Origin of the sequence: Actinomadura sp. J1-007 (genome assembly GCF_009793335.1) — a bacterium.
GTDB lineage: Bacteria > Actinomycetota > Actinomycetes > Streptosporangiales > Streptosporangiaceae > Spirillospora > Spirillospora yumaensis.
Genome location: NZ_WING01000001.1, coordinates 699,180 through 724,621, shown reverse-complemented (window position 1 = coordinate 724,621; position 25,442 = coordinate 699,180). Strand labels below are relative to the sequence as shown.

Annotated in this window: 19 protein-coding genes and 3 pseudogenes; 8 read left to right on the top strand and 14 right to left on the bottom strand. The window is 72.4% G+C overall.

The genetic code is table 11. From position 1 onward, the window contains the following. Positions 1 to 5 precede the first annotated feature (5 nt). The 6 genes and pseudogenes from GEV43_RS49290 to GEV43_RS03235 form a co-directional block, all read right to left on the bottom strand. Positions 6 to 182 (bottom strand): annotated as a pseudogene (locus GEV43_RS49290) (DNA glycosylase); the annotation flags it as partial. Positions 183 to 200: 18 nt separating this feature from the next. Continuing rightward, entirely contained in the window at positions 201 to 665 is a 465-nt protein-coding gene (locus GEV43_RS03255; RefSeq protein WP_160819416.1) for an Rrf2 family transcriptional regulator, read from the bottom strand. A gap of 185 nt (positions 666 to 850) precedes the next feature. Further along, entirely contained in the window at positions 851 to 2,305 is a 1,455-nt protein-coding gene (locus GEV43_RS03250) for a glycoside hydrolase family 3 protein (RefSeq protein ID WP_160819415.1), read from the bottom strand. Next, positions 2,302 to 3,144, bottom strand: a complete 843-nt coding sequence (locus GEV43_RS03245) for a carbohydrate ABC transporter permease (RefSeq protein WP_160819414.1) — start codon at positions 3,142 to 3,144, stop codon at positions 2,302 to 2,304. Before GEV43_RS03245 ends, GEV43_RS03250 begins: the two co-directional genes overlap by 4 nt. Beyond that, positions 3,141 to 4,112, bottom strand: a complete 972-nt coding sequence (locus GEV43_RS03240) for a carbohydrate ABC transporter permease (protein ID WP_160819413.1) — start codon at positions 4,110 to 4,112, stop codon at positions 3,141 to 3,143. Before GEV43_RS03240 ends, GEV43_RS03245 begins: the two co-directional genes overlap by 4 nt. 106 nt (positions 4,113 to 4,218) lie before the next feature. Beyond that, positions 4,219 to 5,460, bottom strand: coding sequence for an extracellular solute-binding protein (locus tag GEV43_RS03235; protein WP_309239424.1), 1,242 nt, complete (start codon positions 5,458 to 5,460; stop codon positions 4,219 to 4,221). Positions 5,461 to 5,741: 281 nt separating this feature from the next. Between GEV43_RS03235 and GEV43_RS03230 the strand changes: the two are divergent. Next, positions 5,742 to 6,961 (top strand): annotated as a pseudogene (locus tag GEV43_RS03230) (ROK family protein). Between the two features lie 230 nt (positions 6,962 to 7,191). On the opposite strand, the gene GEV43_RS53590 reads toward GEV43_RS03230, so the two are convergent. Further along, positions 7,192 to 7,326 carry a hypothetical protein gene (locus tag GEV43_RS53590; protein ID WP_302930636.1) on the bottom strand — a complete coding sequence of 45 codons (135 nt, stop codon included), beginning with the start codon at positions 7,324 to 7,326 and terminating at the stop codon, positions 7,192 to 7,194. Positions 7,327 to 7,587: 261 nt separating this feature from the next. After that, complete coding sequence (locus GEV43_RS54565) at positions 7,588 to 7,854, bottom strand: hypothetical protein (protein ID WP_160819411.1); 267 nt, start codon at positions 7,852 to 7,854, stop codon at positions 7,588 to 7,590. On the opposite strand from GEV43_RS54565, the gene secA2 reads away from it, so the two are divergent. Continuing rightward, complete coding sequence (gene secA2, locus GEV43_RS03220; RefSeq protein WP_309239996.1) at positions 7,759 to 9,879, top strand: accessory Sec system translocase SecA2; 2,121 nt, start codon at positions 7,759 to 7,761, stop codon at positions 9,877 to 9,879. The two genes, GEV43_RS54565 and secA2, sit on opposite strands and share 96 nt — an antisense overlap. 84 nt (positions 9,880 to 9,963) lie before the next feature. On the opposite strand, the gene GEV43_RS03215 is transcribed toward secA2, so the two are convergent. After that, complete coding sequence (locus GEV43_RS03215; protein ID WP_160819410.1) at positions 9,964 to 10,539, bottom strand: TetR/AcrR family transcriptional regulator; 576 nt, start codon at positions 10,537 to 10,539, stop codon at positions 9,964 to 9,966. Positions 10,540 to 10,694: 155 nt separating this feature from the next. On the opposite strand from GEV43_RS03215, the pseudogene GEV43_RS03210 reads away from it, so the two are divergent. Next, a pseudogene (locus GEV43_RS03210) lies at positions 10,695 to 11,441 on the top strand (DMT family transporter); the annotation flags it as partial. A 194-nt stretch (positions 11,442 to 11,635) separates the two neighbouring features. Here the strand turns inward: GEV43_RS03210 and GEV43_RS03205 are convergent. Further along, positions 11,636 to 16,348: an ATP-dependent helicase gene (locus GEV43_RS03205; protein ID WP_160819409.1), complete on the bottom strand. Its 4,713-nt coding sequence runs from the start codon at positions 16,346 to 16,348 to the stop codon at positions 11,636 to 11,638. 90 nt (positions 16,349 to 16,438) lie between these two features. On the opposite strand from GEV43_RS03205, the gene GEV43_RS47830 reads away from it, so the two are divergent. From GEV43_RS47830 to GEV43_RS03195, 3 genes are all read left to right on the top strand, one after another. Then, positions 16,439 to 16,975, top strand: coding sequence for a hypothetical protein (locus tag GEV43_RS47830; protein ID WP_206681050.1), 537 nt, complete (start codon positions 16,439 to 16,441; stop codon positions 16,973 to 16,975). Continuing rightward, complete coding sequence (locus tag GEV43_RS47825) at positions 16,975 to 17,736, top strand: alpha/beta hydrolase (RefSeq protein WP_206681049.1); 762 nt, start codon at positions 16,975 to 16,977, stop codon at positions 17,734 to 17,736. The genes GEV43_RS47830 and GEV43_RS47825 overlap by 1 nt, the downstream gene beginning before the upstream one ends. A 64-nt stretch (positions 17,737 to 17,800) precedes the next feature. Beyond that, positions 17,801 to 17,995, top strand: a complete 195-nt coding sequence (locus GEV43_RS03195; RefSeq protein ID WP_160819408.1) for a DUF3046 domain-containing protein — start codon at positions 17,801 to 17,803, stop codon at positions 17,993 to 17,995. A 28-nt stretch (positions 17,996 to 18,023) separates the two neighbouring features. On the opposite strand, the gene GEV43_RS03190 is transcribed toward GEV43_RS03195, so the two are convergent. From GEV43_RS03190 to GEV43_RS03175, 4 genes are all read right to left on the bottom strand, one after another. Then, positions 18,024 to 18,476 (bottom strand): DUF350 domain-containing protein, encoded by a 453-nt coding sequence (locus GEV43_RS03190; RefSeq protein ID WP_160819407.1) that lies wholly within the window; start codon positions 18,474 to 18,476, stop codon positions 18,024 to 18,026. Positions 18,477 to 18,519: 43 nt separating this feature from the next. Beyond that, on the bottom strand, positions 18,520 to 19,677 hold the full coding sequence (locus tag GEV43_RS03185; protein WP_160819406.1) for a glutathionylspermidine synthase family protein: 1,158 nt from the start codon (positions 19,675 to 19,677) through the stop codon (positions 18,520 to 18,522). 1 nt (position 19,678) lies between these two features. Next, positions 19,679 to 20,056 carry a hypothetical protein gene (locus GEV43_RS03180; protein ID WP_241682761.1) on the bottom strand — a complete coding sequence of 126 codons (378 nt, stop codon included), beginning with the start codon at positions 20,054 to 20,056 and terminating at the stop codon, positions 19,679 to 19,681. Between the two features lie 248 nt (positions 20,057 to 20,304). Next, positions 20,305 to 21,165, bottom strand: coding sequence for an ATP-grasp domain-containing protein (locus tag GEV43_RS03175; RefSeq protein WP_160819405.1), 861 nt, complete (start codon positions 21,163 to 21,165; stop codon positions 20,305 to 20,307). Positions 21,166 to 21,410: 245 nt separating this feature from the next. Between GEV43_RS03175 and recA the strand changes: the two genes are divergently transcribed. After that, positions 21,411 to 22,550, top strand: a complete 1,140-nt coding sequence (gene recA, locus GEV43_RS03170) for a recombinase RecA (protein ID WP_160819404.1) — start codon at positions 21,411 to 21,413, stop codon at positions 22,548 to 22,550. Positions 22,551 to 24,186: 1,636 nt separating this feature from the next. Then, entirely contained in the window at positions 24,187 to 24,666 is a 480-nt protein-coding gene (locus GEV43_RS49285) for a regulatory protein RecX (RefSeq protein WP_375539080.1), read from the top strand. Positions 24,667 to 25,442 lie beyond the last annotated feature (776 nt).

Genomic DNA, 25,442 nt, shown 5'->3' with positions numbered 1-25,442 from the left:
AGCCCGCCCTCGACCCGTACCAGCAGGTGCTTGCCGCGGGCGACGGCCTCCAGCACCACGCGCCCGCGCAGGTCGGCCGCGGCGAACCGGGGGACGCGGAAGTCGGCGCGCGTCAGCGCGCGCCCGGCGAGCGCCTCGTGCAGCCGCCGGGCCGCGAGCCAGACCGCGTCGCCTTCCGGCACGAGCTCACCCCGCCGCGGTCAGATGAGGGACGGGCTCTCCCAGGCGGCCGGATCCTCGGTGAGCTTGCGCACCGGCTCGGGCAGCTCGCCCGCCGCGATGTGCGCGAGGGTGACCTGTTCGAGGATGGCGCGCTCGCTCGCGCGCAGGGCGATCCAGACCTCCTGGAGCGAACGGGCGGGACCCTGGTAGCCGACGTGCTCGGGGCGTTCCCCGCGCACGCCGAGCAGCGGGCCGTCGATCGCGCGGATGATGTCGGCCATCGTGATCTTCTCGCCGGGCTTGGCGAGCCAGTACCCCCCCTCGGGGCCGCGCTGGCTGCGGACGAGCCCGGAGCGCCGGAGCTGGCCGAGGATGTTCTCCAGGAACTTGGGCGGGATCTGCTGGGCCTCGGCGAGCTGGACCGCGGTCACCGGATGACTCCCGGCCACCGCCAGCTCCGCGGCGGCACGCAGCGCGTAGTCGACCCGGGCGGACAATCGCATGGACCCTAGTATCCCTTGCCGATCAGACTGGTCGGGCTTTGGCCCCTGCCGCGAAGGCCCGGCCCGCGGCGGCTGAGCGCCTCGGAGCGGCCTCAGGCGATGCCCGTATGAGGCCGCCCCTGCCGGGACCGTGGTCGACCGGTCCGGGCAGGGGCGGGTTCGGGGGCTCCTCGGGCGCCGTTCCCCTAGGCGGGTGCGGGGGCCAGGCCGAGGAGCTCGGCGGCGGCCTGGGCGTTGGCGTGCGCCGCGCCGTACGTGGCGAGCTGGGCGGCGCCGCCCGGACGCCAGACGGGCAGGCCCATCTCGACCACGACCGCGTCGGGACGGGCCGTCAGGAGGGCGCCGGTGAGCGCCCGCTGGCCCGCGTGCCGGTGCGCGTCGCGGAGCACGATGACGAGCCCGCGGCCCGTGGCACGTTCCAGCAGACTCCCCGACTCCTCGGCGAGCCCTTCCGCGCGTACGGAATCGGGGGCCCACGGCCCGAGCCCCCAGGGGGTCGGGCCCACGGCGATGTTGCCGACGGACTCCAGCTCGACGACGAGCGGCGGCGTGCCGTTCCAGCCGGGGAGCGTGCCCGAGACGCGGACGGCGCGCCGCGCCGCCTCCAGGCCGGCGGCCCGGTCCACCGACGCCGTCGTGTCGCCCGACAGCCACTGCTTGAGCGCGGCCGTGCGCGCGGCGGCGTCCGCGAGGCGCTCGCGGGGCAGGCGCCCCTCGCGGACGGCCGCGACGATCGCCGCCAGGGTGGCGGTGACCGTGTCGGCGTGCTCGCGCGGGCCGAGGCAGAGCAGGTCCGCGCCCGCGATCAGCGCCCGCACGGACGCCTCGGGGATGCCGATCGCGCCGGACGCGCCCCGCATGTCGAGCGCGTCGGTGACGACCACCCCGCCGTACCCGAGCCGCTCGCGGAGCAGCCCGGTGATCGCGGCGGGGGAGAGGGTGGCCGGCACGCCGCGGGTGATCCCGGGCAGGTTGAGGTGCCCGGTCATCACCGCGCGCGTGCCGGCCTCGATCGCCGCCCGGAACGGGACCAGGTCGCGCCGGTCCAGCAGGTCCAGGTCGGCGTCGACGAGGGGGATGCCGAGGTGGGAGTCGTCGACGGTGGAGCCGTGCCCGGGGAAGTGCTTGGCGCAGGCCGCGACGCCCGCCTCCTGCGTCCCGGCCACGGCCGCGGCGGCGTGCCGCGCGACCAGCTCCGGGTCGGAGCCGAACGAGCGGGTGCCGATCACCGGGTTGTCGTCGGCGGTGTTGACGTCCACCGACGGCGCGAAGTTGAGGTTCACCCCGGCCTCGGTCAGCTCCGCGCCGAGCGAGCGGTAGACGCGCCGGGTGAGGGCGGGGTCGTCCGCCGCGCCGAGCGCCGCGTTCCCCGGGTACGGGCTCGCGGTCAGGTGGCCGCCGAGCCGGGTGACGTCGCCGCCCTCCTCGTCGATGGTGACGAACGGGTCGCCGGACTTGCGCATCTCCGCGGTGAGCGCGGCGAGCGCCTCCTGGCTCGGCACGTTGCCGTTCAGCGCGAACAGCGTGACGCCGCCGAGCCCCTGTTCCAGCTCGTCACGCAGCCAGCGCGGAACGTTCGACCCGGAGAACGCGGGCAGCAGGGTGCCCCGTGCCAGGCGCGGGATCTCGTCGTCCTTCACCCCTTCACCGCCCCTGCGGTCAGGCCCGACACCATGCGGCGCTGGACGAGGAGGAAGAAGGCGATGACGGGAATGGTCAGCAGCGTTGACGCCGCCATGATGGGCCCCCAAGCGTTGCCGCTGCGGCCGAAGAAGAACTGCAGCATCATCGGCAGAGTTGACTTTTGCTGGTCGTCCAGGAACGTGAAGGCGAAGATGAACTCGTTCCACGCGGTGATGAACGAGAAGATGCTCGTGGCGACCAGGCCCGGTGCGACCAGCGGAAGCAGCACCGTGAAGAACGTCCGGATCGGGCCCGCGCCGTCGATGGCGGCGGCCTCCTCCAGCTCCTTCGGCACGGCGGCGACGAAGCCGCGCAGCATCCAGATCGCGAACGGCACCGCGAACCCGATGTAGACGAGCGTCAGGCCGGGCAGGCTGTTGAGCAGGTCGAGCCGCTTCAGGTCCAGGAACAGCGGGATGACCAGGGCCTCCAGCGGCACCATCTGGACGATCAGCAGCATGATCAGGAAGGTGGTCCGGAACCGGAAGCGGAACCGGGCGACCGCCGTGGCCCCCATCAGCGCCAGCAGCCCCGACACCACGACGGTGGCGAGGGCCATGAGGGCGCTGTTGCGGAAGTAGGTCCAGAACGACACCTCGGCGATGCCGCCGTTCAGCACCAGGTCGAAGTGCGCGAGCGTCGGGTGCGACGGCAGCGGCTTCGGCGTCGTGCTGAAGATCTCGGTGTTGGGCTTGAACGCCGTGGACGCCATCCAGAACACCGGGAACACCGCGAACAGGAAGACCAGGATCCCGGTCCCGTTCAGCGCGATCTTGCGGAGCCTCTTGGATCTCATCGGGTCTCCCCCTGGCGCACCATGACCCGCACGTACAGGGCGGTGACGATCAGCAGGATCAGCGTGAGCACCAGCGCGATCGCCGAGCCCATGCCGAGCTTCGGATTGAGCGAGCCGAACGCCTCGGAGTAGGCGTACAGCGAGAGGTTGAACGAGTCGCGGTTGGCGAGGCCGGTCATGATGAACAGCTGGGTGAAGACCTTGAAGTCCCAGATGATCGACATGACCACCAGCACCAGGAAGATCGGCTTGAGGATCGGGAAGGTGATCCGCCAGAACGTCCGCCAGGGGCCCGAGCCGTCCACCCGCGCCGCCTCGTACAGCTCGCCGGGCACGCTCTTCAGCCCCGCGAGGACGGACACCGCGACGAACGGGCACGCCTGCCAGACCACGCAGACGGTGAGGACGGTGTAGGTCGACAGCGGCTTGGCGAACCAGTTGTAGTCGTCCCAGCCGCCGCCGACGAGCCAGTCGGGCAGCAGGTCCAGGGACCAGTTGACCAGGCCGCCGGTCGTCCCGAACAGCCAGGTGAAGATGATGGCGGCCGTGACCGGCGGCGTCGCCCAGGCGACCATCACGCCGCCGGAGACGAAGCCCGCCATCTTGCCGCCGAGCTTGTTGAGCAGCAGGCCGATGAGCGTGCCGATGGCGAGCGTGAGCGTCACGGCGACGACCGCGAACAGCACGGTGTGCCGCAGGGTCTGCCAGAAGAACGGGTCGTTGAGGATCGTGTCGAAGTTCTCGGAGCCGACCTGTTCGGCCGGCTCGCCGCGGAGCTGGCGGTTGCCGACCTTCTGGAACGACATGATCCCGATCTGGATCATCGGCCAGAACATCAGCAGGGCGATGACGATCACGGTCGGCGCGATCAGCAGGTACGGCCCCATCCGGGGGCGGCGGCGGGACCGCCCCGGGCCGGAGGGTCTCCGGCCCGGGGGTCTCCGCACCGCGGGAGCGGTGTCGAGCATGGACTCAGTCCGATCAGCGGGGGCGGTGGGCCCGGCCTCGCGGGGCGGACCGGCGGGAGGGGCGCCGGTCCGTCCCGCCGTCCGGGTCAGCGGGAACGGTGGGCCGTCAGGGGTTGAGCAGCGTGTTGGCCTGCTCGTTCGCCTTCTTCAGCTCGCTGTCGGCCGCCTTGCCCTGCATGATCGCCTTGAGCGAGTTCGGGAGCACCTTCTTGGCCTGCTCGAACTCGGCCCAGCCCGCGCTGAGCGGCGGGAACTTGGTGTTCCCGGCGATCTCGGTGAAGACCGCCAGCTTCGGGTCGGAGAACGTCACGTCGCTGCGCATCGAGGAGAAGCCGCTGATGTCGGCCCACGACTTGGCGTTCTTGGCGTTGTTGAGCACGGTGATGTAGTCGAACGCGGCGGCCTTGGCCTTGGAGTCCTTCCAGACGGCCACGTCCGAGCCGCCCGCCATGACCGGCGCGTTGCCGCCGGCCTTCGACGGGATCGGGAACGCCGCCCACTTGTCGGCGTTCTTCTCGGAGATCTTCTTCATCTCCTTGAGCGCCCAGCTCCCGTCGATGTACATGCCGAGCTTGCCGAGCGGGAAGTCCCGCTGCGGGCCCTCCAGCTCGTTCTTGCCGATGTACTTCTCGGGGGCGACCTTCTCCTTGGTGACGAGGCCGGCGTAGAAGTTCACGGCCTCGACCGCCTGCGGCTGGTCGAGCTTGCCCGCCCACTTGCCGCCGTCCTTGGTGGCCACCTCGCCGCCGTTGCCCCAGATGAAGCTGAGCAGGGCGTTGGTCTGGTCGGTGGGCGCGCCGATGCCCGGGACCTTCTTGGCGTCCTGGATCTTCTTCGCGGCGGCGACGAGGTCGGCCCAGCTCTTCGGCTGCTGGATGTTCAGCTCCTGGAACCAGTCGGTCCGGTACCAGATGCCGCGCACGCCGCCGTACCACGGCACCGCGTACGTCTTGCCGTTCGCGCCGTCGTTCTCCAGGGCGGTCTTGTTGAGCGTCTTGCCGTCGGCCCAGCCCTTGAACTCGTCGGTGATGTCGGCGAGGGAGCCCTGCTCGATGTGCGACTGGACGTCGGAGTTGCCGACCTCGGTCACGTCCGGGCCCTCGCCGCCCGCCGCGGCCTTCTGGAACGTGGTGGCGACCTGCGGCCACGGGACGTACTTGATCTGCACGTCGGTGCCCGAGTGCTTCTGCTTGAACTCGGTCTCGACGCCGTCCAGGAACTTGGTCTGCTCCGGCGTGCCCTCGCCCATCATCCAGACCTTGAGCGTCGCCGGGTCCTTGGTCGAGCCGGCGTCGTCCTTGTCGTCGCCGCCGCAGGCCGTGGCGGCCAGGGCGATCGCGGCGCTCACGGCCGCAATCTTGGTGTACTTCACTTCGGGGGATCCTTTCCGGCATCGCCTCGCGTGGCCGTCCGGCCGCGGTACGGGTCGAGCCGGGCCCGCACCCTTTAGGGTCCAGCCATGCCCGGCTGTTCTTCGCACCGGCCGCGGGCGCCCTGCTCGCCAGTCGGCGCTCTGCGCGCGCCCCGCTCCCCGGGTAGGGGGCGCCGGGGCGCTTGCGGGTAAACTAACAAGAAACTTTCCTAAACATAACCGCTTGTTAGCGGATTGAGACATCGAGGGGTCGCACCATGGCCAGACGCCCGGGGACACCGCGGCTGCTGCGCGAGCTGAACGACCGCGCCGCCCTGGACCTGCTGCTCGGGCAGGGGCCGCTGACCCGCGCCCAGATCGGCGAGCACACGGGCCTGTCGAAGGTCACGGCCTCCCAACTGCTCTCCCGGCTGGAGGAGCGCGGACTGGTCCAGGTCGTCGGGGAGCAGGCGGGCGGCCGAGGCCCGAACGCCGCGCTCTACGCCGTCGTGCCGTCGAGCGCCTACGCCGCGGGCCTCCAGGTCGGCCCGGACGGGGTGACCGCGGGCGTCGCCGACATCACGGGCTGTGTCGCGGCCCAGGTTACCGTCGATCTGAACGGCGCCGACGACCCCGTCAAGATGGTCCACAGCGCGGTGGTCAAGGCGTGCCGTTCGGCCAAGGTCGCGGTCTCGCGGCTCAGCGCCTTCGTCATCGGCACCCCGGGGGTCGTCGACCCCCGCACGGGCGACGTCCAGTTCGCCTTCGACCTGCCCGCCTGGCACGAGGGCGTCCTCGCCGCGCTGAGCACCGACCTGCGCCGCCCGGTCACGATCGAGAACGACGTCAACCTTGCGGCCCTCGCCGAGCGCGCCTACGGCGCCGCCCGGCACGCCGAGGACTTCGCGCTCATGTGGCTCGACCGCGGCATCGGCCTGTCGGTCATGCTCGGCGGACGCCTGCACCGGGGGCGCTGGGGCGGCGCGGGCGAGATCGGCTACCTGCCCGTCCCCGGCGCGCCGCTGCCGTCCGCCTCCGCCCGGCGCGGACCGGTGGAGGAGGGCGTCACCGAGTCGTCCACCTGGGGCATCCCCGCGCTCGCGGGCGGCTACGGCTCCCTGGTCGGCGCCGACGCCGTCCGCGACCTCGCCCACGAGCACGGCATCGCCGAGCCCACCGCCGTCGAGTGCGTCCGCGCCGCCGCCGCGGGGAGGGGCGCGGCGGGCCGTTCCTGGACGAGCTGGCCAACCGGATCTCCTACGGCGTGACCTCGGTCAACATCGTCCTGGACCCGGGGCTGATCGTCCTGTCGGGACAGCTCGGCGAGGCGGGCGGCGCACCCCTCGCCACCCGCATCGAACGGGCCGTGGGCCGCTTCAGCCCCACCCGGCCCGCCGTCGCGGTGACCGAGGTGGAGGGCAACCCGGTGCTGCGCGGCGCCATCCACGCCGCGCTGGAGCAGGCCCGCGACGAGGTCTTCTCCGCCAACTCCAACTGAGCCGTCCGACCCGCCCCGCGCGGGCGGGCGTCGCGGCGGAGGCGGTCGGGAGACGGGTGCGGGGGCGGGACGCCCCGAAGCGCCCCCACACGGGCGGATGCGTGGGGGCGCCTCAGGGCGGGCTCTCAAGGCGCCCGGCGCCGGCCTGGCGCCGGGCACGCCGCAGCGGCCCGGGACCGTTCCGCCTCTGCGAAGCGCTGGAACGGGCCGCGCCGGGCCGGTGCGCGCGGTTACTTGGCGGCCGTGGCCTCGGGCACGTGGCGCTCGGTGCGCCTCGGGTCCTGGATGGCCCGGCTGATGACGGTCTGGCTGATGATCTGGCGGCGGCGCCGCTGCGCGGCGGCCAGCCGTGCGGTCGGTGTCATGGCGACTCCCCGTTCCGCGGTGACTCTTCCCCTGGCCACCGCAACCCCGTAATGTCTCGATCCTTTCAAGCAACTGCCGAAAAGGGATCCACCTGAGGGAGGAATTCGGGGTCAGACCTCCTGGGGAGCGGGTACCGCCGCCCGGTCCTCCCTGAGATCATCTCCACGGGAACGCCGGACCGCGCGGACCCGTTGAGGGGAAGCGTGAGCGAACATCGGAGGGGCCGTCATGGCGTTGCGTGACCGGCTGCGGCGGCTCGTTCAGCGGCCGGGGAGCGTGGACCCCGCGCCGTTCCGGGCGATCGCCGAGGAGGCGGGCCGACGCGAGGACCGCGTCCGCGCCCTGTCCGACGACGAGATCACCGCCGCCGCCACCGCGCTGCGCGGCGAGAGCGGGTCCGGGGCCCGCGCGACGCCGGCGACCTCGCCGAACTGTGCGCGCTCGGCCGCGAGGCGGCGCGGCGCACGCTGGGGGAGCGGCCCTTCGACGTCCAGCTCGTCGGCGCCCTCGCCATGCTCGCGGGCCACGTGGCCGAGATGGCGACCGGCGAGGGCAAGACCCTGGCCGGGGCGCTCGCCGCGTCCGGGTACGCGATGCGCGGCCGCCGCGTCCACGTGCTGTCGGTGAACGACTACCTCGCCCGCCGCGACGCCGAGTGGATGGGCCCCCTCTACGCGATGCTCGGCGTGACGGCCGACTGGGTCGGGCAGACCTCGGCGCCCGACCGCCGCCGGGACGCCTACGCGGCCGACGTGACGTACGCGCCGGTGTCGGAGGTCGGGTTCGACCTGCTGCGCGACCGGCTGGTCACCGACCCCGCCGGCCTGGTCCTGCCCGAGCCCGCCGTCGTCCTCGTGGACGAGGCCGACTCGGTGCTGGTGGACGAGGCGATGGTGCCGCTCGTCCTCGCCGGGGCCGCCGACCTGGACCCGGCCGACCCCGCGTACGCCGACCTCGTGCGGAGGCTGCGGCCCGGCCTGCACTACACGACCGACGACGAGGCCCGCAACGTCCAGCTCACCCCCGCGGGCGCGCGCGAGGTGGAGCGCGCCCTCGGCGGCGTCGACCTGTACGCCTCCGACCATCTCGGCACGCTCACGGCGGTGAACGTCGCGCTGCACGCCGAGGTGCTGCTGCACCGGGACGTCGACTACATCGTCCGCGACGGGGCGGTGAAGCTGGTCAGCGGCTCGCGGGGCCGCGTCGCGCTGCTCCAGCGCTGGCCGGACGGGCTCCAGGCGGCCGTGGAGGCCAAGGAGGCCCTGGAGGCGTCCCCGACCGGCGAGATCCTCGACTCGATCACCGTCCAGGAGCTGATCGGCCGCTACCCGGAGCGCTGCGGCATGACGGGCACCGCGCTCGCCGTCGCCGGGCAGCTCACCGAGTTCTACGGGCTGGAGATCGCGGTCGTCCCGCCGAACCGGCCGTGCGTCCGCGACGACGCCCCCGACCGCCTCTACGCGACCACCGCCGACAAGGAGGTCGCGGTCGTCGAGGAGATCTCCGCCGCGCACGCCGGGGGCCGTCCCGTCCTGGTCGGCACCCGCGACGTCGCCGAGTCCGAACGGCTCGCGCGGCGGCTCGGCCGGACGGGGCTGGGCTGCGTCGTCCTCAACGCCAAGAACGACGCGGAGGAGGCCGCGATCATCGCCGAGGCCGGGGCGTACGGCGCGATCACGGTCTCGACCCAGATGGCCGGGCGCGGCACCGACATCCGGCTCGGCGGCGCGGACGGCGGCGACCGCGACCGCGTCGCCGCGGCGGGCGGCCTGCTGGTGGTCGGGACGGGCCGCTACCACAGCAGCCGGCTCGACGACCAGCTCCGGGGCCGTTCGGGACGGCAGGGCGACCCGGGCGGCTCGGTGTTCCTCACCAGCCTCCAGGACGACCTGGTCACCCGCTACGCGCCCGACGAGAAGGCCAAGGGCGCGCCCGGCGACGATGGGCTGATCACCGACAAGGGCTCGCACTGGATCGTCGGCCACGCCCAGCGCGTCGCCGAGGGCGTCGACCTCGAACTGCACCGCAACACCTGGCGCTACAACCAGCTCATCGGCCTCCAGCGCGGCACGGTCATGGCCGAGCGCGACCGGATCCTGCGCGGCGACCTCGCCGACCGGGCCATGGCGGAGAGGGCCCCGGAACGGCACGCCGAACTGGTCGCGATCGCGGGCGAGGAGGCGGTGGCCGACGCCGCCCGCCAGCTCGCCCTGTTCCACCTGGACCGCCGCTGGGCGGAGCACCTGGCGTTCCTCGGGGACCTGCGCGAGGGCATCCACCTGCGGTCGCTGGGCCGCGGCATCGACCCGCTGATCGAGTTCAACGCCGAGGCCGTACCGGCGGGCAAGAGGCTCCTCGGCGACGCCCGCGACCGCACCGTGGAGGCGTTCACGGCCCTGACCGCCACCAAGGAGGACGGCATCGACCTGGCGGCGGCCGGGATGAAGCGCCCTTCCGCCACGTGGACGTACCTGGTGCACGACAACCCGTTCGGCTCCCTGGACGAACGAGCCCTACGCGGCCTGATCTCCCTTTTCAAGGGCCGCCGCTAGCGGTTTAAGGGGCGCGGTTAGCGCTCAAGGGGGTGCCGCTAGGGGGACGCGTCGTTTCGGGGCCGGGTTCCGTCGGGGCGGGGCTCAGCGGGGCAGGAGGGCGTCGGCCGTGTCGCGGGCGATGCGGGCCGAGTCGGGGAGCCCGCCGATGCTGTACGTGACGATCGCCCCTTCGTGGAGGATCAGGAGGCGGTCGGCCAGACTTTCGGGGTCGTCGTAGCGCGCCTCGGTGACCAGCCTGCGGTAGACGTCGCGCAGCCAAGCCTTCTCCTCCGCCGCGACGCGGTGAACGGGATGTTCCGGGTCGGGAAGCTCCGCGCAGGCGTTCACCATGGAGCAGCCCCTGGCGTTGTGGCGCCGCTGCCAGGTGTCCAGGGCCTCGTAGGTGGCGAGGATGCCCGCGCGCGGGCCGGGGGCCGCCGTGACGCGTTCGGTCACGAACGCGCGCCAGCGCCGGTCGCGCGTGCGGAGGTACGCGACGATCAGCGCCTCCTTGGAGCCGAACCGGTCGTACACGGTCTTCTTGGTGACCCCGGCCTCGGCGGCGATCAGCTCCATGCCGACCCCGCCGATGCCGCGCTCGTAGAACAGCGTGCCGGCGACGTCCAGCACGCGCTGGGCGGCGGGCGTGAGCGGCCTGCCCTGCTCGACCACGGACATCGGTGTGCTCCTTCTCACCCGGAAAGTACACCGCAAGTATACACACCGGTATAGATAGGTTGTAGCTATACCGGTGTGTATACCTAGGGAGGTCCGTTTCCGTGTCATCACCGACCGGCCGTGCCGACGCCCTGCTCGGAGCGGGGTTCGTCGTGATGTGGAGCTCGGGGTTCATCGGCGCCGAGCTCGGGACCCGGGCGGGCGCGTCCACGAGCGGCCTGCTGGCCTGGCGGTTCCTCGTCGCGGCGCCGCTGCTGCTCGGCTGGATGGCGTGGCGGCGCTCCCGCGTCTCCCGCCGCGATCTCTTCCTGCACCTGGTGATCGGCACGCTGGGGCAGGCCGGCTACCTGTACGGCGTGTTCGCCGCCGCCGGTCACGGCGTCCCGGCGGGCACGACAGCGCTGATCAGCGCGTTGCAGCCCGTCGTCGCCGTCGCCCTCGCGGTGCCGCTGCTCGGCGAGCCGACCGGCGCGCGGCAGATCGCCGGGTTCGCGGTCGGCCTCGTCGGCGTGGCGCTCGTGGTGGGCGGCGACCTCGGCGTCAACCCGGACGTGCCGCTGTGGGCGTACGCGCTGCCGTTCGCGGCGATGCTGTCGCTCGTGGCCGCGACGCTCGTCGAGCGGCGCACGCGCCCGACGGCGGGCATCGTCGACGGCCTGGCGATCCAGGCGGGGATCAGCGCCGTGCTGTTCACCGGCCTCGCGACCGCCGACGGCGGCCTCGCGCCGCCGGCCGACGCGCGGTTCTGGGCGGCGATCGCCATGCTCGTCGTGCTCGCGATGTTCGGCGGGTACGGCCTGTACTGGGTGAACGTCCGCAGGAGCGGCGTCACCCGCGTCTCGGCGCTGCTCTACCTCACCCCGCCCGCCACCATGCTGTGGGGCTGGCTGGGCTTCGGCACGTCCCTCGCCCCGCTCGCCCTCGCGGGCATGGCCGTCTGCGCCGCCGCCGTCGCCATGATCGGCGTCCCGGGCACCCCGGGCGAGGACCGTCCGCCCGGCGAGGACCGTCCGCCCGGTGAGGACCGTCCGCCCGGCGAGGGACGGGCGTCGGGTGAGGGGCCGGTACACGGCGAGGACCGTCCGTCCGGTGGGGGTCAGGCTCGGAGGCGGAGGCCGCGGGGGGTCGGGTGGAAGCCGGCGGACTCCAGGGCCGCCGCCAAGGGCGAGGCGGCGATGGACTCGCCGTCGGCGCGTTCGACGGTGAGCTTGCCGAGCGCGCCCTCCCGGACGGCCAATGCCAGGGCGTCGACCGCGGGTTGCAGCACGTCGGGGTCGTCGTCCCAGGTGAGCAGCGTGCGTCCGCCCCGTTCGACGTAGAGGGCGAGATGGCCGTCCACCAGGACCACGAGGGCGCCGGCCTTGCGCCCCGGCTTGTGTCCGCTCGCGACCTCCTCGTCGCGGGCGGGCCAGGGCAGCGCCGCGCCGTACGGGCTGGCCGGGTCGGCGGCGGCGAGCACCAGGGCGCGGCGGCCCTCGGCGGCCTTGCGGCCCGGCGCGGGCGTCTCCCACAGCGCGCCGAGATCGTCGGGGACGGCGGGCGAAGCGGACGGCCGCAGCGCCCGGAGCCGGTCGACCGCACCGGGCAGCGCGAACTGCGCTGCGCCCAGCCCTTCCACGAAGTAGCCCCGGCGGCACCGTCCGCTCTCCTCGAACGCGCGCAGGACCGGGTAGACGGCGGAGAATCCCCCTGGGGTGCGTTCGGCGGCGACGGCGCCGCGGATCACGATGCCGTAGCGCTCAAGCAGCGACTCGGCCAGCGCGTGCGAACGGAGCGTCGGCGCGGTCTCGCGCGCCGGGAGCGGCCACCAGCGTCCCGCGACGGTCGGCGGACCCGTCCGCGACGGCAGCACGGGCCGGCCGCGCCGCGTCGTACGGGAACGGTGCGTGGGACGCCCCGAGCCGAGCGCGGCGCGCAACGGGGCGAGGGTGTCGTTGGTGAGGTGGCCCGACCAGACCAGGTCCCACACGGCGGTGACCAGGTCGTGGTCGGCCGCCGTGGCCCCGCCGGCGTTGACGCGGTCGGAGAGGGTGCGGAAGAACAGCGCGCCGCCGTCGCCGAGGGCGTCCAACACCGCCTGGTGGACGGGCGTCAGGGTGATGTCGGCGGGCTCGGGCATGAGCAGCGGCGCGGTGTCGGCGAGGTAGAGCGACACCCATCCGTCGCCGCCCGGCAGGGCGCCCTGGCCCGCCCACACGACCTCGCCCGCGGACGTCAGCTCGTCGAGCATCGCCGGACTGTAGCCCGCGACCCGGGACGGCAGGATCAGCGATTCGAGGGCCGAGGCGGGGACCGCGGCGCCCTGGAGCTGCTCGATCGTCTGGACGAGCGCGTCGATCCCGCGCAGGCGCGAACCGCCCGTGATGCCGTGCCAGACGGGCAGGAACCGTCCGAGCGCCTCCGGCGGGGACGGCTCGACCTCCGCGCGCAGGCGCGCGAGGGAGCGGCGGCGGAGCGTGCGCAGGACGCCCGTGTCGCACCATTCGCTGGTGAGCGGCCCCGAAACCGTCTCCACGGGCAGGAATTCGCCCTCCACGACCCGTCCGGCCCCGGCGAGGCGGCGCAGCGCCTCGGCGACGACGGCCACGCCCAGCCCGAAACGGGACGCGACGTCCGCGGCGCGGAACGGCCCGTGCGTGCGCGCGTAGCGGGAGACGAGGTCGCCCAGGGGATCGCCGACCGGCTCCGTGAACGCCTCGGGAACGCCGACGGGCAGCGGTGCGCCGAGCGCGTCGCGGAGCCGTCCGGCGTCCTCGATGGCCGTCCAGCGCTCCTCCCCGGCGACGCGGACCCGGATCGCGCGCCGCGTGCCCTCCAGCTCGACCAGCCAGGCGGGCGCCGACGCGGCGTGCTCGGGCTCCGTCCGCGCGGCGACCTCGGCCGTGGTGAGCGGGCCGAGGGCGCGCAGGAGGTCGGCGACGCCCTCCAGGTCGCGGGCGCGCCGGTCGGCGGAGAGCCGCTGGAGCTCCAGCTCGGTGTCGGTGACGACCTCGGGGTCGAGCAGCTCGCGCAGGTCGGCCTGGCCGAGCAGCTCCGACAGCAGGGCGGAGTCGAGCGCGAGCGCCTGGGCGCGGCGTTCGGCGAGGGGCGAGTCGCCCTCGTACATGAACGCGCCCACGTAGTGGAACAGCAGCGAGCGCGCGTAGGGGGACGGCTCGGAGGTCTCCACCTCCACCATGCGCACCTTGCGCCCCGCCATGTCGCGCATGAGCCGGACGAGCCCGGGAACGTCGAAGACGTCCTGGAGGCACTCGCGCATGGTCTCCAGCACGATCGGGAACGAGGGGTACTTGCTCGCGACGGCGAGGAGCTGCGCGGCGCGCTGGCGCTGCTGCCACAGCGGCATCCGCTTGTCGGGGCGGCGGCGCGGCAGCAGCAGCGACCGGGCCGCGCACTCGCGGAACCTGGCCGCGAACAGCGCCGATCCGCCTAGCTCGTCCACCACGATCCGCTCGATGTCGTCGGCGTCGAAGGCGGCGAGGTCGAGGCCCGGCGCCTCGTCCATGTCGGGGATGCGGATCACGATGCCGTCGTCGGCGTGCATGGCCTGCGCGTCGACCCCGTAGCGCTCGCGGAGGCGGCCCGCGATGGCGAGCGCCCACGGCGCGTGCACGCGGGCCCCGAGCGGCGAGTGCACGACCATGCGCCAGTCGCCGAGCTCGTCGCGGAACCGTTCGACGACCATCGTGCGGTCGTCGGGCACGTGCCCGGTGGCCTCGCGCTGCTCGGCGAGGTAGGAGACCAGGTTGCCCGCGGCCCAGTCGTCCAGCCCGGCCGCCGAGACCCGCTCGCGCGCGGTGTCGGCGGGCAGCGCGGCCAGCTCGCGGGCGAACGCGCCGAGCGCGCGCCCCAGCTCGGCGGGCCGCCCGAGCTGGTCGCCGTGCCAGAACGGCAGCTTGCCCGGCTGCCCCGGGGCGGGCGACACCAGGACCCGGTCGGGGGTGATGTCCTCGATGCGCCACGAGCTCGCCCCGAGGACGAACACGTCGCCCACGCGCGACTCGTAGACCATCTCCTCGTCCAGCTCGCCGACGCGCGACGCCTTCTCGCCCACGAGGAACACCCCGAACAGGCCGCGGTCGGGGATGGTGCCGCCGCTCGTGACGGCGAGCCGCTGGGCTCCCGGACGCTCGTTGAGCGCGCCGGTGACGCGGTCCCACACCAGGCGGGGGCGCAGCTCGCCGAACTCGTCGCTCGGATAGCGGCCCGCGAGCATGTCGAGGGTCGCCTCCAGGGCGGAACGGGGCAGCGTCGCGTAGGGGGCGGCGCGCTTGACGAGGGTTTCGAGGTCGTCGACCGTCCATTCGTCCATCGAGACCATCGCGACGATCTGCTGCGCGAGGACGTCGAGGGGGTTGCGCGGATAGCGCAGCTCCTCGATCTCGCCCCGGCGCATCCGCTCGGCGACGACGGCGGTCTGCACCAGGTCGCCCCGATATTTGGGGAAGATGACGCCCTTGGACACCGCGCCGACCTGGTGGCCCGCGCGCCCGACGCGCTGGAGCCCGTTGGCCACCGACGGCGGCGACTCCACCTGGACGACCAGGTCGACCGCCCCCATGTCGATGCCGAGCTCCAGGCTGGAGGTGGCGACGACGGCGGGCAGGCGGCCCTCCTTGAGGGCGTTCTCGATGCCGGCCCGCTCCTCCTTGGACACCGATCCGTGGTGCGCTCGCGCGATCTCCAGGGGCGCGCCCCTGGCGCTGCCCGCCTCGGCCATCATCGCGGCGGGGGAGTGGTGCTCGGGAAGCGCCTCACCGTGCTCACGCTCGTAGGCGAGTTCGTTGAGCCGGCCGCACAGCCGCTCGGCGAGACGCCGCGAGTTGGCGAACACGAGCGTCGAGCGGTGCGCGCCGATGAGGTCGAGCAGGCGGTCCTCGACGTGCGGCCAGATGCTGCGCCGGCGCGGGTCGGCCTCCCCGGCGCCGCCGACGAAGTCGGCCACCTCGCCCATGTCCTCGACGGGAACGACGATGTCGAGGTCGAAGACCTTGTCGGACGGGGGCTGGACGACCGACGCGGGCCGCGCGCCGCCGAGGAACGCCGCGACCTCGTCGGCCGGGCGGACGGTCGCCGACAGGCCGATGCGCTGGGCGGGCCGGTCGAGCAGGGCGTCGAGGCGTTCGAGGGACAGCGCCAGGTGCGCGCCGCGCTTGGTGCCCGCCACCGCGTGCACCTCGTCGACGATGACCGTCTCGACGCCGCGCAGCGACTCGCGGGCGCGCGATGTCAGGATCAGGAACAGCGACTCGGGCGTGGTGATGAGGATGTCGGGCGGCTTGACGGCCAGGCGCCGCCGCTCGTCGGCGGGGGTGTCGCCGGACCGCATGCCCACGCGGATGTCGGGCTCGGGCAGCCCGAGGCGGCGCGCGGCCTGCCGGATGCCCGTGAGCGGGGCGCGCAGGTTGCGTTCGACGTCGACCGCGAGCGCCTTGAGGGGCGAGACGTACAGCACCTTGCAGCGGCGCAGGGGATCGGGGGCCTGGCCTTCCTTCGCCTGGCCGTGCGCGGCGGATTCGCGGGCGCGGGCCTTCGCGGGGCGTTTCGAGGCGGCGGGCTCCTCGGAGGACGCCGCCGGGGCGGGGGCCGGGGCGGGGGCCGGGGCCGGGGACGCGGCGGACAGGCGGTCGAGGGACCACAGGAACGCCGCGAGGGTCTTGCCCGAGCCGGTCGGGGCCACGACCAGGGTGTTGTCGCCGCCGGAGATCGACGCCCACGCCCCGGCCTGCGCGGCGGTGGGCGCGGCGAACGCCCCGGCGAACCAGGCGCGGGTCGCAGGCGAGAAGCGTTCGAGCACGTCAGCGGTCATGTCCCCATCCTGCCTCGCGGGTCCGACAGAACGCGCGGCCGTGTCCCGCGTCACGTTGTAAGCAAGCACTTGACCGGGTAAGTACGTGGCATGCCCTACGTGCTGCTCGCCGTCGGCGCCGTCTCCCTGCTGCTCGCGCTGAACGCCCACCGTCCCGGCCGCCGCCCGGCCGTCCTGGTGCCGAGCTTCTTCGCGGGGTGGCTCACCATCGAGCTGGCGCCGCACCTGCTCGTCGCCGAGATCGCCGGGCTCGTTCTCGCGGCCGTGTACGGGGGCCTTGAGGGCTCGGCGGGCTGGGCCGGCTGGATCGGGCTCGTCCTCGGCGCGGCCGGCGTCGCGGGAACGGTCGCGACCATCGCCGCGGCCAGGCGGACGACCGTGACGCTGCGCGAGAGCGGCGTTCCGCTGGACCTCGATCCCGAGGGCGCCCCGCGCTACCCCCGCTCCCACCTGATCGTTCCGCCGCTGTGCCTGCTGCCCCGCCGCGGCGTGCGCGTGACGCGCAACGTCGTCTTCCGGGAGGAGGGACGGCTACGGCTCAAACTCGACGTCTACAGCCCGGCGGCCGACGGCGCGGCCGGCGGGGCTGGCGGGGCCGCTGCGGGGGGCGGCTGCGTCCGGGGCTGATGCAGATCCACGGCGGGGCCTGGGTCATCGGGGACAAACGCGAGCAGGGCCTTCCCCTGCTCAACCACATGGCCGTGCAGGGCTGGGTGGGCTTCAACGTCAACTACCGGCTGAGTCCCCGGGCGACCTGGCCCGAGCACCTGGTCGACCTGAAGCACTTCCTGCGCTGGTACCGCGAGCACGCGGAGGAGTACGGCGCCGACCCCGACTTCCTCTGCGTCACCGGCGGATCGGCCGGAGGGCACCTCACCGCGATGGTGGCGCTCACGGCGAACGTGCCCGATTTCCAGCCCGGTTTCGAGGACGTGGACACCAGCGTGCAGGGCGCGGTGCCGTTCTACGGCGTGTACGACTTCGTCGAACCCGGGCCGTGGCCGGTACCGATGGGCGCGACCCGGCTGGTGGAGCGGATGGTGGTGAAGCGCCCGTTCAAGGAGGATCGCGAGGCGTTCGCCAAGGCGTCCCCTGTGCACTACCTCCGTGAGGACGCCCCGCCCTTCTTCGTCATCCACGGGAGTCGGGATTCGCTGATTCCCGTGGCCGAGGCGAGGCGGTTCGTGGAGCGGCTGCGCGACGCGTCGCGTTCACCGGTCATCTACGCGGAGATGAAGGGGAGCCAGCACGCGTTCGACGTTTTCCCCTCCTACCGCACCGCGCGCGTGGTCGAAGCGGTCGAACGCTACCTGACGGGCCTGCACCGCGAGTACACGGCCGGACGCGAGCCGCGCGCGCCCGAGGACATCGCCGGATCGCTCGGCTGAGCGGCCCGTCCCAAGGAGGCGCGATCCGGACGGGAGGCGCCGCCGCCTCGGATAACGTGGGCGGGTGCGGCTCACACAGTTCTGGGAACGGATGAACCAGCAGTTCGGCGAGAGCTACGCCCAGAGCGTGGCCAAGGACTACGTCATAGCCGAACTGGGAGGCCGCACGATCGAACAGGCACTCGCCGAAGGCGAACCGGCCAAGAGGGTCTGGAAGGCCGTCGTCGCCACGTTCGACGTGCCGCAGAGCCTGCACTGACCCTGCCGTGCCACCGCTCGTCCCTGCGTCAGCCGTAGACGGCCATGGCGGTGACGAGGCCGATCGCGACGTTCGCCACGCCCAGCAGGATCACCGCGGGCTCCAGTTTCGACTCGGCCACGCACCCGCGCACGTCCACGCCGACGATCCGGTCGAAGATCAGCACCGCCAGGCCCTGCGCGATCACGCCGACGCCCCCGAACACGGCGACCCGGATCAGCCCTTCGAGCAGGTCGCCGCCCGCGGAGAAGATCGACACGGCCACGATCAGGCCGATGCCGACGGTCGCCGCGCAGGCCAGGAACGTGGCGTTCGGGCTGCGGTCCCGCCGGATGATCGAGATCAGCCGGCCCGGCGTCGTCCAGTCCACGATGTAGAAGCCGAGGACGAACAGCGCGAGGCCGACCGCGGCGTAGGCGAAGATCGCCCCCACGCCCTCGGCGAGGATCTGGCCGAGGTCGTCGTCGAGCGCGAGAGACATCGTTCTCCTTAGGAGGTTCTACAGGGGGTTTCGGCGTTCGCCGCTAAAGCGGGATGCGATGGGGGACGAACGATGACGTGTCATCGGTGATGAGGCCGGACGTCTCGCGGATTCCGAGCCCAGCGGACTCGTCCTCCACGACCCACGCGCCGAGGACGGGATGCTCCCCATCGAACTCGGGCAGAGCACAGAATTCCTGGAACACGAACCCTTCCGCGCCGTACTCGCCCTGCGTGCGCTGTTCGTTTCCGTCGGGAGTGACGATGCGCATGCTGGCGCCTTCCCGTCCGAGCAGCGGTTTCTGCACGTACGAGGTCAGGTTCGAGGGGGTGTTGAGGTACGTGGGCAACAGGTTCGGGTGTCCGGGGAACAGTTCCCACAGCAGTACGAGCAGCGCCTTGTTGGAGAGCACCATCTTCCAGATGGGCTCGATCCAGGCTGTGGGCGCGCCGGGGATGTTCCTGCCGAACGGCTCGGAGACGATCCATTCCCAGGGGTACAGCTTGCACAGCGTACGGATCTCGTTCTCGTCCAGGTCGAGGAACCGTTCGCGGCCTGAATGCCACCCGATGTCCTCCATGGCTATCGCCATGCCGGGGATACCCGCCTCCTCGGCGGTCTGCTGCATGTAGGCGATGGTCATGACCTCTTCGCCGGTCTCATCGCCGTTCGTCCAGGCGAAGTGCGTCGGGCCGGGGGCCAGATCGGCGGCCATCCGCTTCCAGCGGTCGACCAGACGTTCGTGAATGGAGTTCCACTGGTCGTCCTCGGGGAAGACGTCCTGCAACCAGAACCACTGGACGATCGAACTCTCGACAAGCGCCGTGGGGGTGTCCGCGTTGTACTCCAGCAGTTTCGCGGGCCCGTCGCCGTCGTAGCGCAGGTCGAAACGCCCGTACAGGTGCGGGTCCCGCCGCCGCCACGACTCCTCGATCAGCGGCGCCACCCAGTCGGGGATGCCCAGCACGTTGTACCGGCCGGTGGAGACGACGTGCTCCACCACTTCCAGACACATCCGGTGCAGTTCCTCGACGACTTCCTCAAGGGCCAGCACCTCGTCCATCTCGAAGACGTAGTGCACCGACTCGTCCCAGTAGGGACGCGTCAGATGTTCCGGATGCGCGGTCCGGTGAAAGGCCAGCCCGTGCGTCTCGACCTTCTCGGCCCAGTCATCCCGCGGCTTCGAACGGGTGCGGCGCACCTCAGCCCCCGCTCTTTCCGCCGCCGCCGAAGCCTCCCCGGCTCAGCGTGTGGCCGCTGCCCGACTTGATTTTGCCCTTGCTCGGTCCGAAAGAGGTGCCGCCCGTCGCGTACCCGTTGGAATCCCGCTTGCCGCCGTAATACCAGAAGTACCGGCCGTACGAGATCGTGCCGTTGTCGATGTCCCGCGTGTTGCAGAGGCTGTCGGAGACCACCTTGTAACCGCCCTTGGTCTTCCCGACGGCCGGGGCGTAGCGGTCCACGCACCACGCCGTGGTCGACTTGGAACCGCAGGCGACCAGGGTCAACGACAGCGCGCTCACCATTCCGACCTTGACGGCGCGCGAGCTGAGCCGGCGCGTGGGCTCCTGTGGGGGCAAGGGGAACACGTCCTTCGAAACGAGACGGCGAGCGGCCGGGAGGCTCCGGACGACTGGACCGGACGTCCCGCGGGGAAGGATTCCGGCGTCGCGGAGCCATAGCCTAGGGGTGGGCCGTTATGGGACGGAAGGGGTGCCCATTCCGGTTCCGTCACAAGGCGGGCACCGTCCGTTCCGTGCGAACGCCGCCCGATCGCACGCGTCCAGGCACCACGTCCGTTCGCCTCGCGAAGGGCGTGGACAGGCCGTCAATCCGGTACGGGCAGATGCGCGTACAGATCCATGGGATCGACGGTGCCGGGCAGGTCGCTCACCTGACCGTCCCCGACCTCCACCACGCGCCACTCTCCGTCCGAGCGGCGCGCCAGGTCGGTGGTGATGAAACGGCAGCCGAGAGCGCGTACGGCCGGGGCGACCGCGTCGAGCTCCGGCTCAGGCTCGATATCGGGACTGTCGGGATGCGGCCCCACGAGAGCGGGCTCTCCGTCCACCCACCACACGCGCGACTCGCCCTCACCGTCGTATGGCTCGTATTCACGCACGACCAGACCGCCCGCGAGGAAATCGTCCTGTAGCGCGACCATCTTCGACGCGACCGTACGGAGCTGCGAGAGATTCTTCACGTCGGGAACGAAGCACGCCTCGTCCCACTCGTGCTTGCGGGATTTCACGTAATCCTTGACGATGCCGGGCCCGCCGTTGAGCGGCCGTACCAGCTCGCTCAGATCCTGCGGCTCCTGGCGCGGCGCGAGAGGCTGCCACACGCTGTGCGGGGTCAGCCCCGCGAACGTGTCATGCCATCCGGGCAACTCGTGCGCGCGCCGGTAATCCTCCGGATGCGTCAGCAGGACCGTGCCGCGAGCCTTGAGCGCCGAAGCGAGCGCCGCGTACTCCTCGGCCGTGAGCATCCAGCCCCGGTACCACGCGGCCCCCAGGTCACCCGGGACGGCGCGCACCGCTGCCGCCGCGTCACCACGCCGCAGCGCCTCATGGTCGACGAGTGCGATTTCGCCATAGTGGTCCCGCACGGCGGCCGCCTCGCGGGAGTAGTGCGGGTCAACGCGCCGGGGGTGGAGCGGATCGACGCAGAAGAGGACGGTCAGCGTCATGATGGAACCCTCCGTGGACGGCGCCAGCGTACGGGGTGGAGGCCGCCCGGCGCACGGAGATTCCCGGGCAATTCGGTGCGCGCCGCCATGATCGAACGAGTGTTCGGTAAGCTGGGCGCGGCATGCGACGTTATCCACAGTTGCGCCGGGGTCTCGAGAACTGTCGGTGGCTCCCCGTAACGTCGCCCTCGACATCGCAAGGCGGCCGAGAGCCGGCACTCACGACAGGAAGACAAGGGCACGTCATGGCAGCGAACGACCGGGAGAAGGCTCTCGAAACCGCCCTCGCGCAGATCGAGCGGCAGTTCGGCAAGGGCTCGGTCATGCGGATGGGCGAGGAGGCGCGCGCCCCGGTCGAGGTGATCCCGACGGGCGCGATCGCCCTCGACATCGCCCTCGGCATCGGCGGCCTCCCGCGCGGCCGCGTCGTCGAGGTCTACGGCCCCGAGGGCTCGGGCAAGACCTCGATCGCGCTCCACGCGGTCGCCAGCGTCCAGAAGAAGGGCGGCATCGCCGCGTTCGTCGACGCCGAGCACGCGCTCGACCCCGAGTACGCCGGCAAGCTCGGCGTCGACATCGACGCCCTGCTGGTCTCCCAGCCCGACACCGGCGAGCAGGCGCTGGAGATCACCGACATGCTGATCCGCTCCGGCGCGATCGACATCGTGGTCATCGACTCGGTCGCCGCGCTCGTCCCCCGCGCCGAGATCGAGGGCGAGATGGGCGACAGCCACGTCGGCCTCCAGGCACGCCTGATGTCCCAGGCGCTGCGCAAGCTCACCGGCGCGATCAACCAGACCAAGACCACCGCGCTGTTCATCAACCAGCTCCGCGAGAAGGTCGGCGTCATGTTCGGGTCGCCCGAGACCACCACGGGCGGGCGCGCGCTGAAGTTCTACGCCTCCGTCCGCCTCGACGTCCGCCGCATCGAGACCCTCAAGGACGGCACCGAGGCCGTGGGCAACCGCGTCCGCGTCAAGGTCGTCAAGAACAAGATGGCGCCGCCGTTCCGCGTCGCCGACTTCGACCTGCTCTACGGCATCGGCATCAGCCGCGAGGGCGGCCTGATCGACCTCGGCGTGGAGAACGGCTTCGTCCGCAAGTCCGGCGCCTGGTACACCTACGACGGCGACCAGCTCGGCCAGGGCAAGGAGAACGCCCGCAACTTCCTCAAGGCCAACCCCGACATGGCCGACGAGATCGAGAAGAAGATCAAGGAGAAGCTGGGCGTCGGCCCGAAGGTCGACAAGGAGGCCGAGCCCGCCGCCGACGGGACCAAGCCCGCGGCCGACGCCGAGCCCGCCAAGCCCCAGGCCACTCCGGCCCCCAAGCCCCCGATGCCCGTCAAGAAGAGCGCCAGGGGCTCCAAGCCGGGTGATTCCTGACAAGGAATCTGCCAATCCGGGTGACTCTTGACGAAGTGTGGGCGATGATCTCGTATGTAGGGCGGCGGCGCCTTACCCGGCACCGGCTCGCCGGTGCGCGGACCTTCCCCGATGGCGCCGCCGCTCCCGAGGGCCCGGCCGCTGACCCCGCCGGGCTCAGCGCTCCGGGTGCCCCCGCATGACCCGCCCACCCGAGGACGAGGCGCCCCGAAACCCCTGGGACGAACCGACCCCACCCAAACCCGTCCCCTGGGCCACCCCCGAGTCCAACCCATGGCTCACCGAAGAGCCCACCCCCGTCCCCCCGCCACCCACCCTCCCCTCACGCGCCCCTGCCCCCGCCACCGAGCAGGACTCCAAGCCTGAGCCCGACCCAACTCCGGAGCCCGAGCCCGACCCAACTTCGGGGCTCGACCCAACTCCGGAGCTCAACCCAGCTCCCGAGCCCGAGGCGGCCCTCGAACCACCCCCCGACTCTGGCGCAGCCCCAGCCCCAGCCTCACGCCCCACCCCTGGTGCCGGCCCCACCACCAAGCCCGACCCCGCTGCCAGCCTCACCCCTCAGCCCGGCCCCGCTGCCGGCCTCACCCCTCAGCCCGGCCCCGCTGCCGGAACGGGGCCTGCCTCACATCTCAACCCCACCGCCGGGGCCACCGTCGCCCAGCCCGACAGCACCGTCGATAACGACTCTGCTCCCGAGGCCGGCGCGGCTGCCGTTCAAGACTTCGCTCGGAAGCGTGTCGACGAGCCAGTACCAGGCTCAAGCGAGAACGAGGCGGAGCCTTCCGACGAGAACGGCGCGGTCGCTCCCACGCTCCCGCACGCGTCCGGCGCCGTGCCCTGGGCGATCACCGGGACCAACCCGTGGACGACCGAGCAGGAAGGCCAGAATCCCGGCCGTTCCGAACGCGGGCCTGCCGCGAAGCCCCCAGCCCCTACCGAGGAGAACCCGCGGACCAGGCCCGGCCCTGCCGCGTCCAAAGCGAGCGACCGGCGGGATGACCCAAGTGCCGTGCCCCCAAGCACGGCCGACCTCACAGCCGCCGACAGGACGCGCCCCGTCCTCGGTGAGAAGACCGCGTCCCAGCCCGCCAAGCAGCCCGCCAAGCAGCCCGCCAAGCAGCCCGCCAAGCAGCCCGGCCCCGGGAGCCAGCCGCCGAACGACCAGCCGTCCTCGAACCCGCAGCCCGTCACGAACGTTCAGGCCAACTCCGACCGGCAGCCAACCCCGAGTGATCAGACGGCTCCAGACGTTCAGACAGCCCCGGGTGGTGGGCGGTCACGCCGGAGGGTTCAGGCTGTCTCGGATATGCGGTCGGCTCCAGACGGGCAGGCGGAGTCGGACGCGCGAACGCGTTCGGACGGGCAGGGAGGCCCGGGGGAACGGTGGGTCCCGGGCGGGCAGGGCGGCTCGGATGTGCTCGCGGAGGAGGTAGGCCCGGAGCGGGGCGCAGGTGGGGCGGCTGCCGCAGGTGGGCGGAGGGGCGCATCTGGGCGCGGTGGCGGGCGGAAGAAGGCTTTTGGGGGCGGCTCCGACAATCCTTGGGAAGAGAGTCGGGGCGGCCGGAAGAGGGGGCGGCGGGACGGGAACGCGAAGAAGGGGCCGCCCGCCGATCCGGAGTCCGCGGCGCGAGAGATTTGCTTGCGGCTCCTTGCATCGTCGCCTCGTACGCGTGCTCAGCTCGCCGACGCGTTGCGACGCAAGGAGATCCCGGACGATGTGGCTGAGGGGGTCCTTGGACGGTTCACCGATGTGGGGCTCATTGATGACGTCGCGTTCGCCCAGGCTTGGGTGCGGACCCGCCAGGCGGGACGCGGACTGGCCAAGCGTGCGCTCGCCAGCGAGCTCCGTCGCCGTGGCGTCGACGCCGAGACGGTGAACGACGCCGTCGAGGAGGTCACGCCGGAGGATGAGGAGCAGGCCGCCAGGGACCTCATCGCCCGGAAACTGAGGGCCACGCGGGGAGTTGATCCGGCGAAGAGGATGCGCCGCCTGGTCGGCGTGCTCGCCCGCAAGGGCTACTCGCCCGGCCTCGCCTACCGCGTCGTCAAGGAGGCGCTCGCGGAAGAGGGCGCCGACGTCGACGAGTTCGCCGAAGACCCCGATATGGACTGAACCGAGCGGGGAAGAGCGCGGCCCGCTTCTTGCTCCAGCACTCGTTCTTCCCCTCCTCCTGGCGTTCGCCCGTCCCAACCGCAGAACAACCGTCCGCGTGCCCTGCGCACCTGTTGCCGTCCGCTACTCCGACGCCGCGCGAACGCCCACCAGTGGACGCCGCTGACCGGCGTCTGCCAACGAACGCCCGCGAGGGATCGTCCGTCAACGAACGTCTGACCCCACCATTGCTGCCGCTCGGCACCCGCCGGGCGGGTACGGGCGGGGGCGACGGGTGCGGGAGATGTCGGCGAGGTGGGGCTAGGAGTGGTGGGACTACGGGGGCTGGTGCGGGGAGGGCGTGGTGTGGGAGAACGGGGGATTGGGGCGTTGGGTGGGGTGGGGTTTCGGTCCGGGAACGACACGCCGGGGAGGCGCGGTGGTCCCTGACGGTGCGCTGACCCTTTCCTGACACGGGCGGGCCGTGACGGGGCAGGTCGGCGGTGGCTCGGGGCAGGCCGGGGGACGGTAAGGCACTCCTCACGCGGGCGTTCGGTTAGTCCGGAATGCCCGGGGTTTGCTTGCTCATTACCTCCATGCCGCTTACCGTTACGGCAGTGAGGAGTTACTCCGCGCACCGCGGATTGCGATACGACTGATCACGTTCGAGCAGTTGAGAGGCATAGAGGACACGTCCTTGGCCGTTTTCGGCCGAGTCACCGGGTCGCGATCGGCGGCTCGGGGATTCCGTGTACCCGGCCGCCCGGGCGGGTGCGGGTAAATCCTCGCGAGGCAGG

Coding starts and splice junctions, on each gene's coding strand:
- GEV43_RS03255 (WP_160819416.1), bottom strand. CDS start 665: ATGCGATTGTCCGCCCGGGTCGACTACGCGCTGCGTGCCGCCGCGGAG.
- GEV43_RS03245 (WP_160819414.1), bottom strand. CDS start 3,144: ATGAGATCCAAGAGGCTCCGCAAGATCGCGCTGAACGGGACCGGGATC.
- GEV43_RS03240 (WP_160819413.1), bottom strand. CDS start 4,112: ATGCTCGACACCGCTCCCGCGGTGCGGAGACCCCCGGGCCGGAGACCC.
- GEV43_RS53590 (WP_302930636.1), bottom strand. CDS start 7,326: ATGACACCGACCGCACGGCTGGCCGCCGCGCAGCGGCGCCGCCGCCAG.
- GEV43_RS03215 (WP_160819410.1), bottom strand. CDS start 10,539: ATGTCCGTGGTCGAGCAGGGCAGGCCGCTCACGCCCGCCGCCCAGCGC.
- GEV43_RS03205 (WP_160819409.1), bottom strand. CDS start 16,348: ATGACCGCTGACGTGCTCGAACGCTTCTCGCCTGCGACCCGCGCCTGG.
- GEV43_RS47830 (WP_206681050.1), top strand. CDS start 16,439: ATGCCCTACGTGCTGCTCGCCGTCGGCGCCGTCTCCCTGCTGCTCGCG.
- GEV43_RS47825 (WP_206681049.1), top strand. CDS start 16,975: ATGCAGATCCACGGCGGGGCCTGGGTCATCGGGGACAAACGCGAGCAG.
- GEV43_RS03190 (WP_160819407.1), bottom strand. CDS start 18,476: ATGTCTCTCGCGCTCGACGACGACCTCGGCCAGATCCTCGCCGAGGGC.
- GEV43_RS03175 (WP_160819405.1), bottom strand. CDS start 21,165: ATGACGCTGACCGTCCTCTTCTGCGTCGATCCGCTCCACCCCCGGCGC.
- recA (WP_160819404.1), top strand. CDS start 21,411: ATGGCAGCGAACGACCGGGAGAAGGCTCTCGAAACCGCCCTCGCGCAG.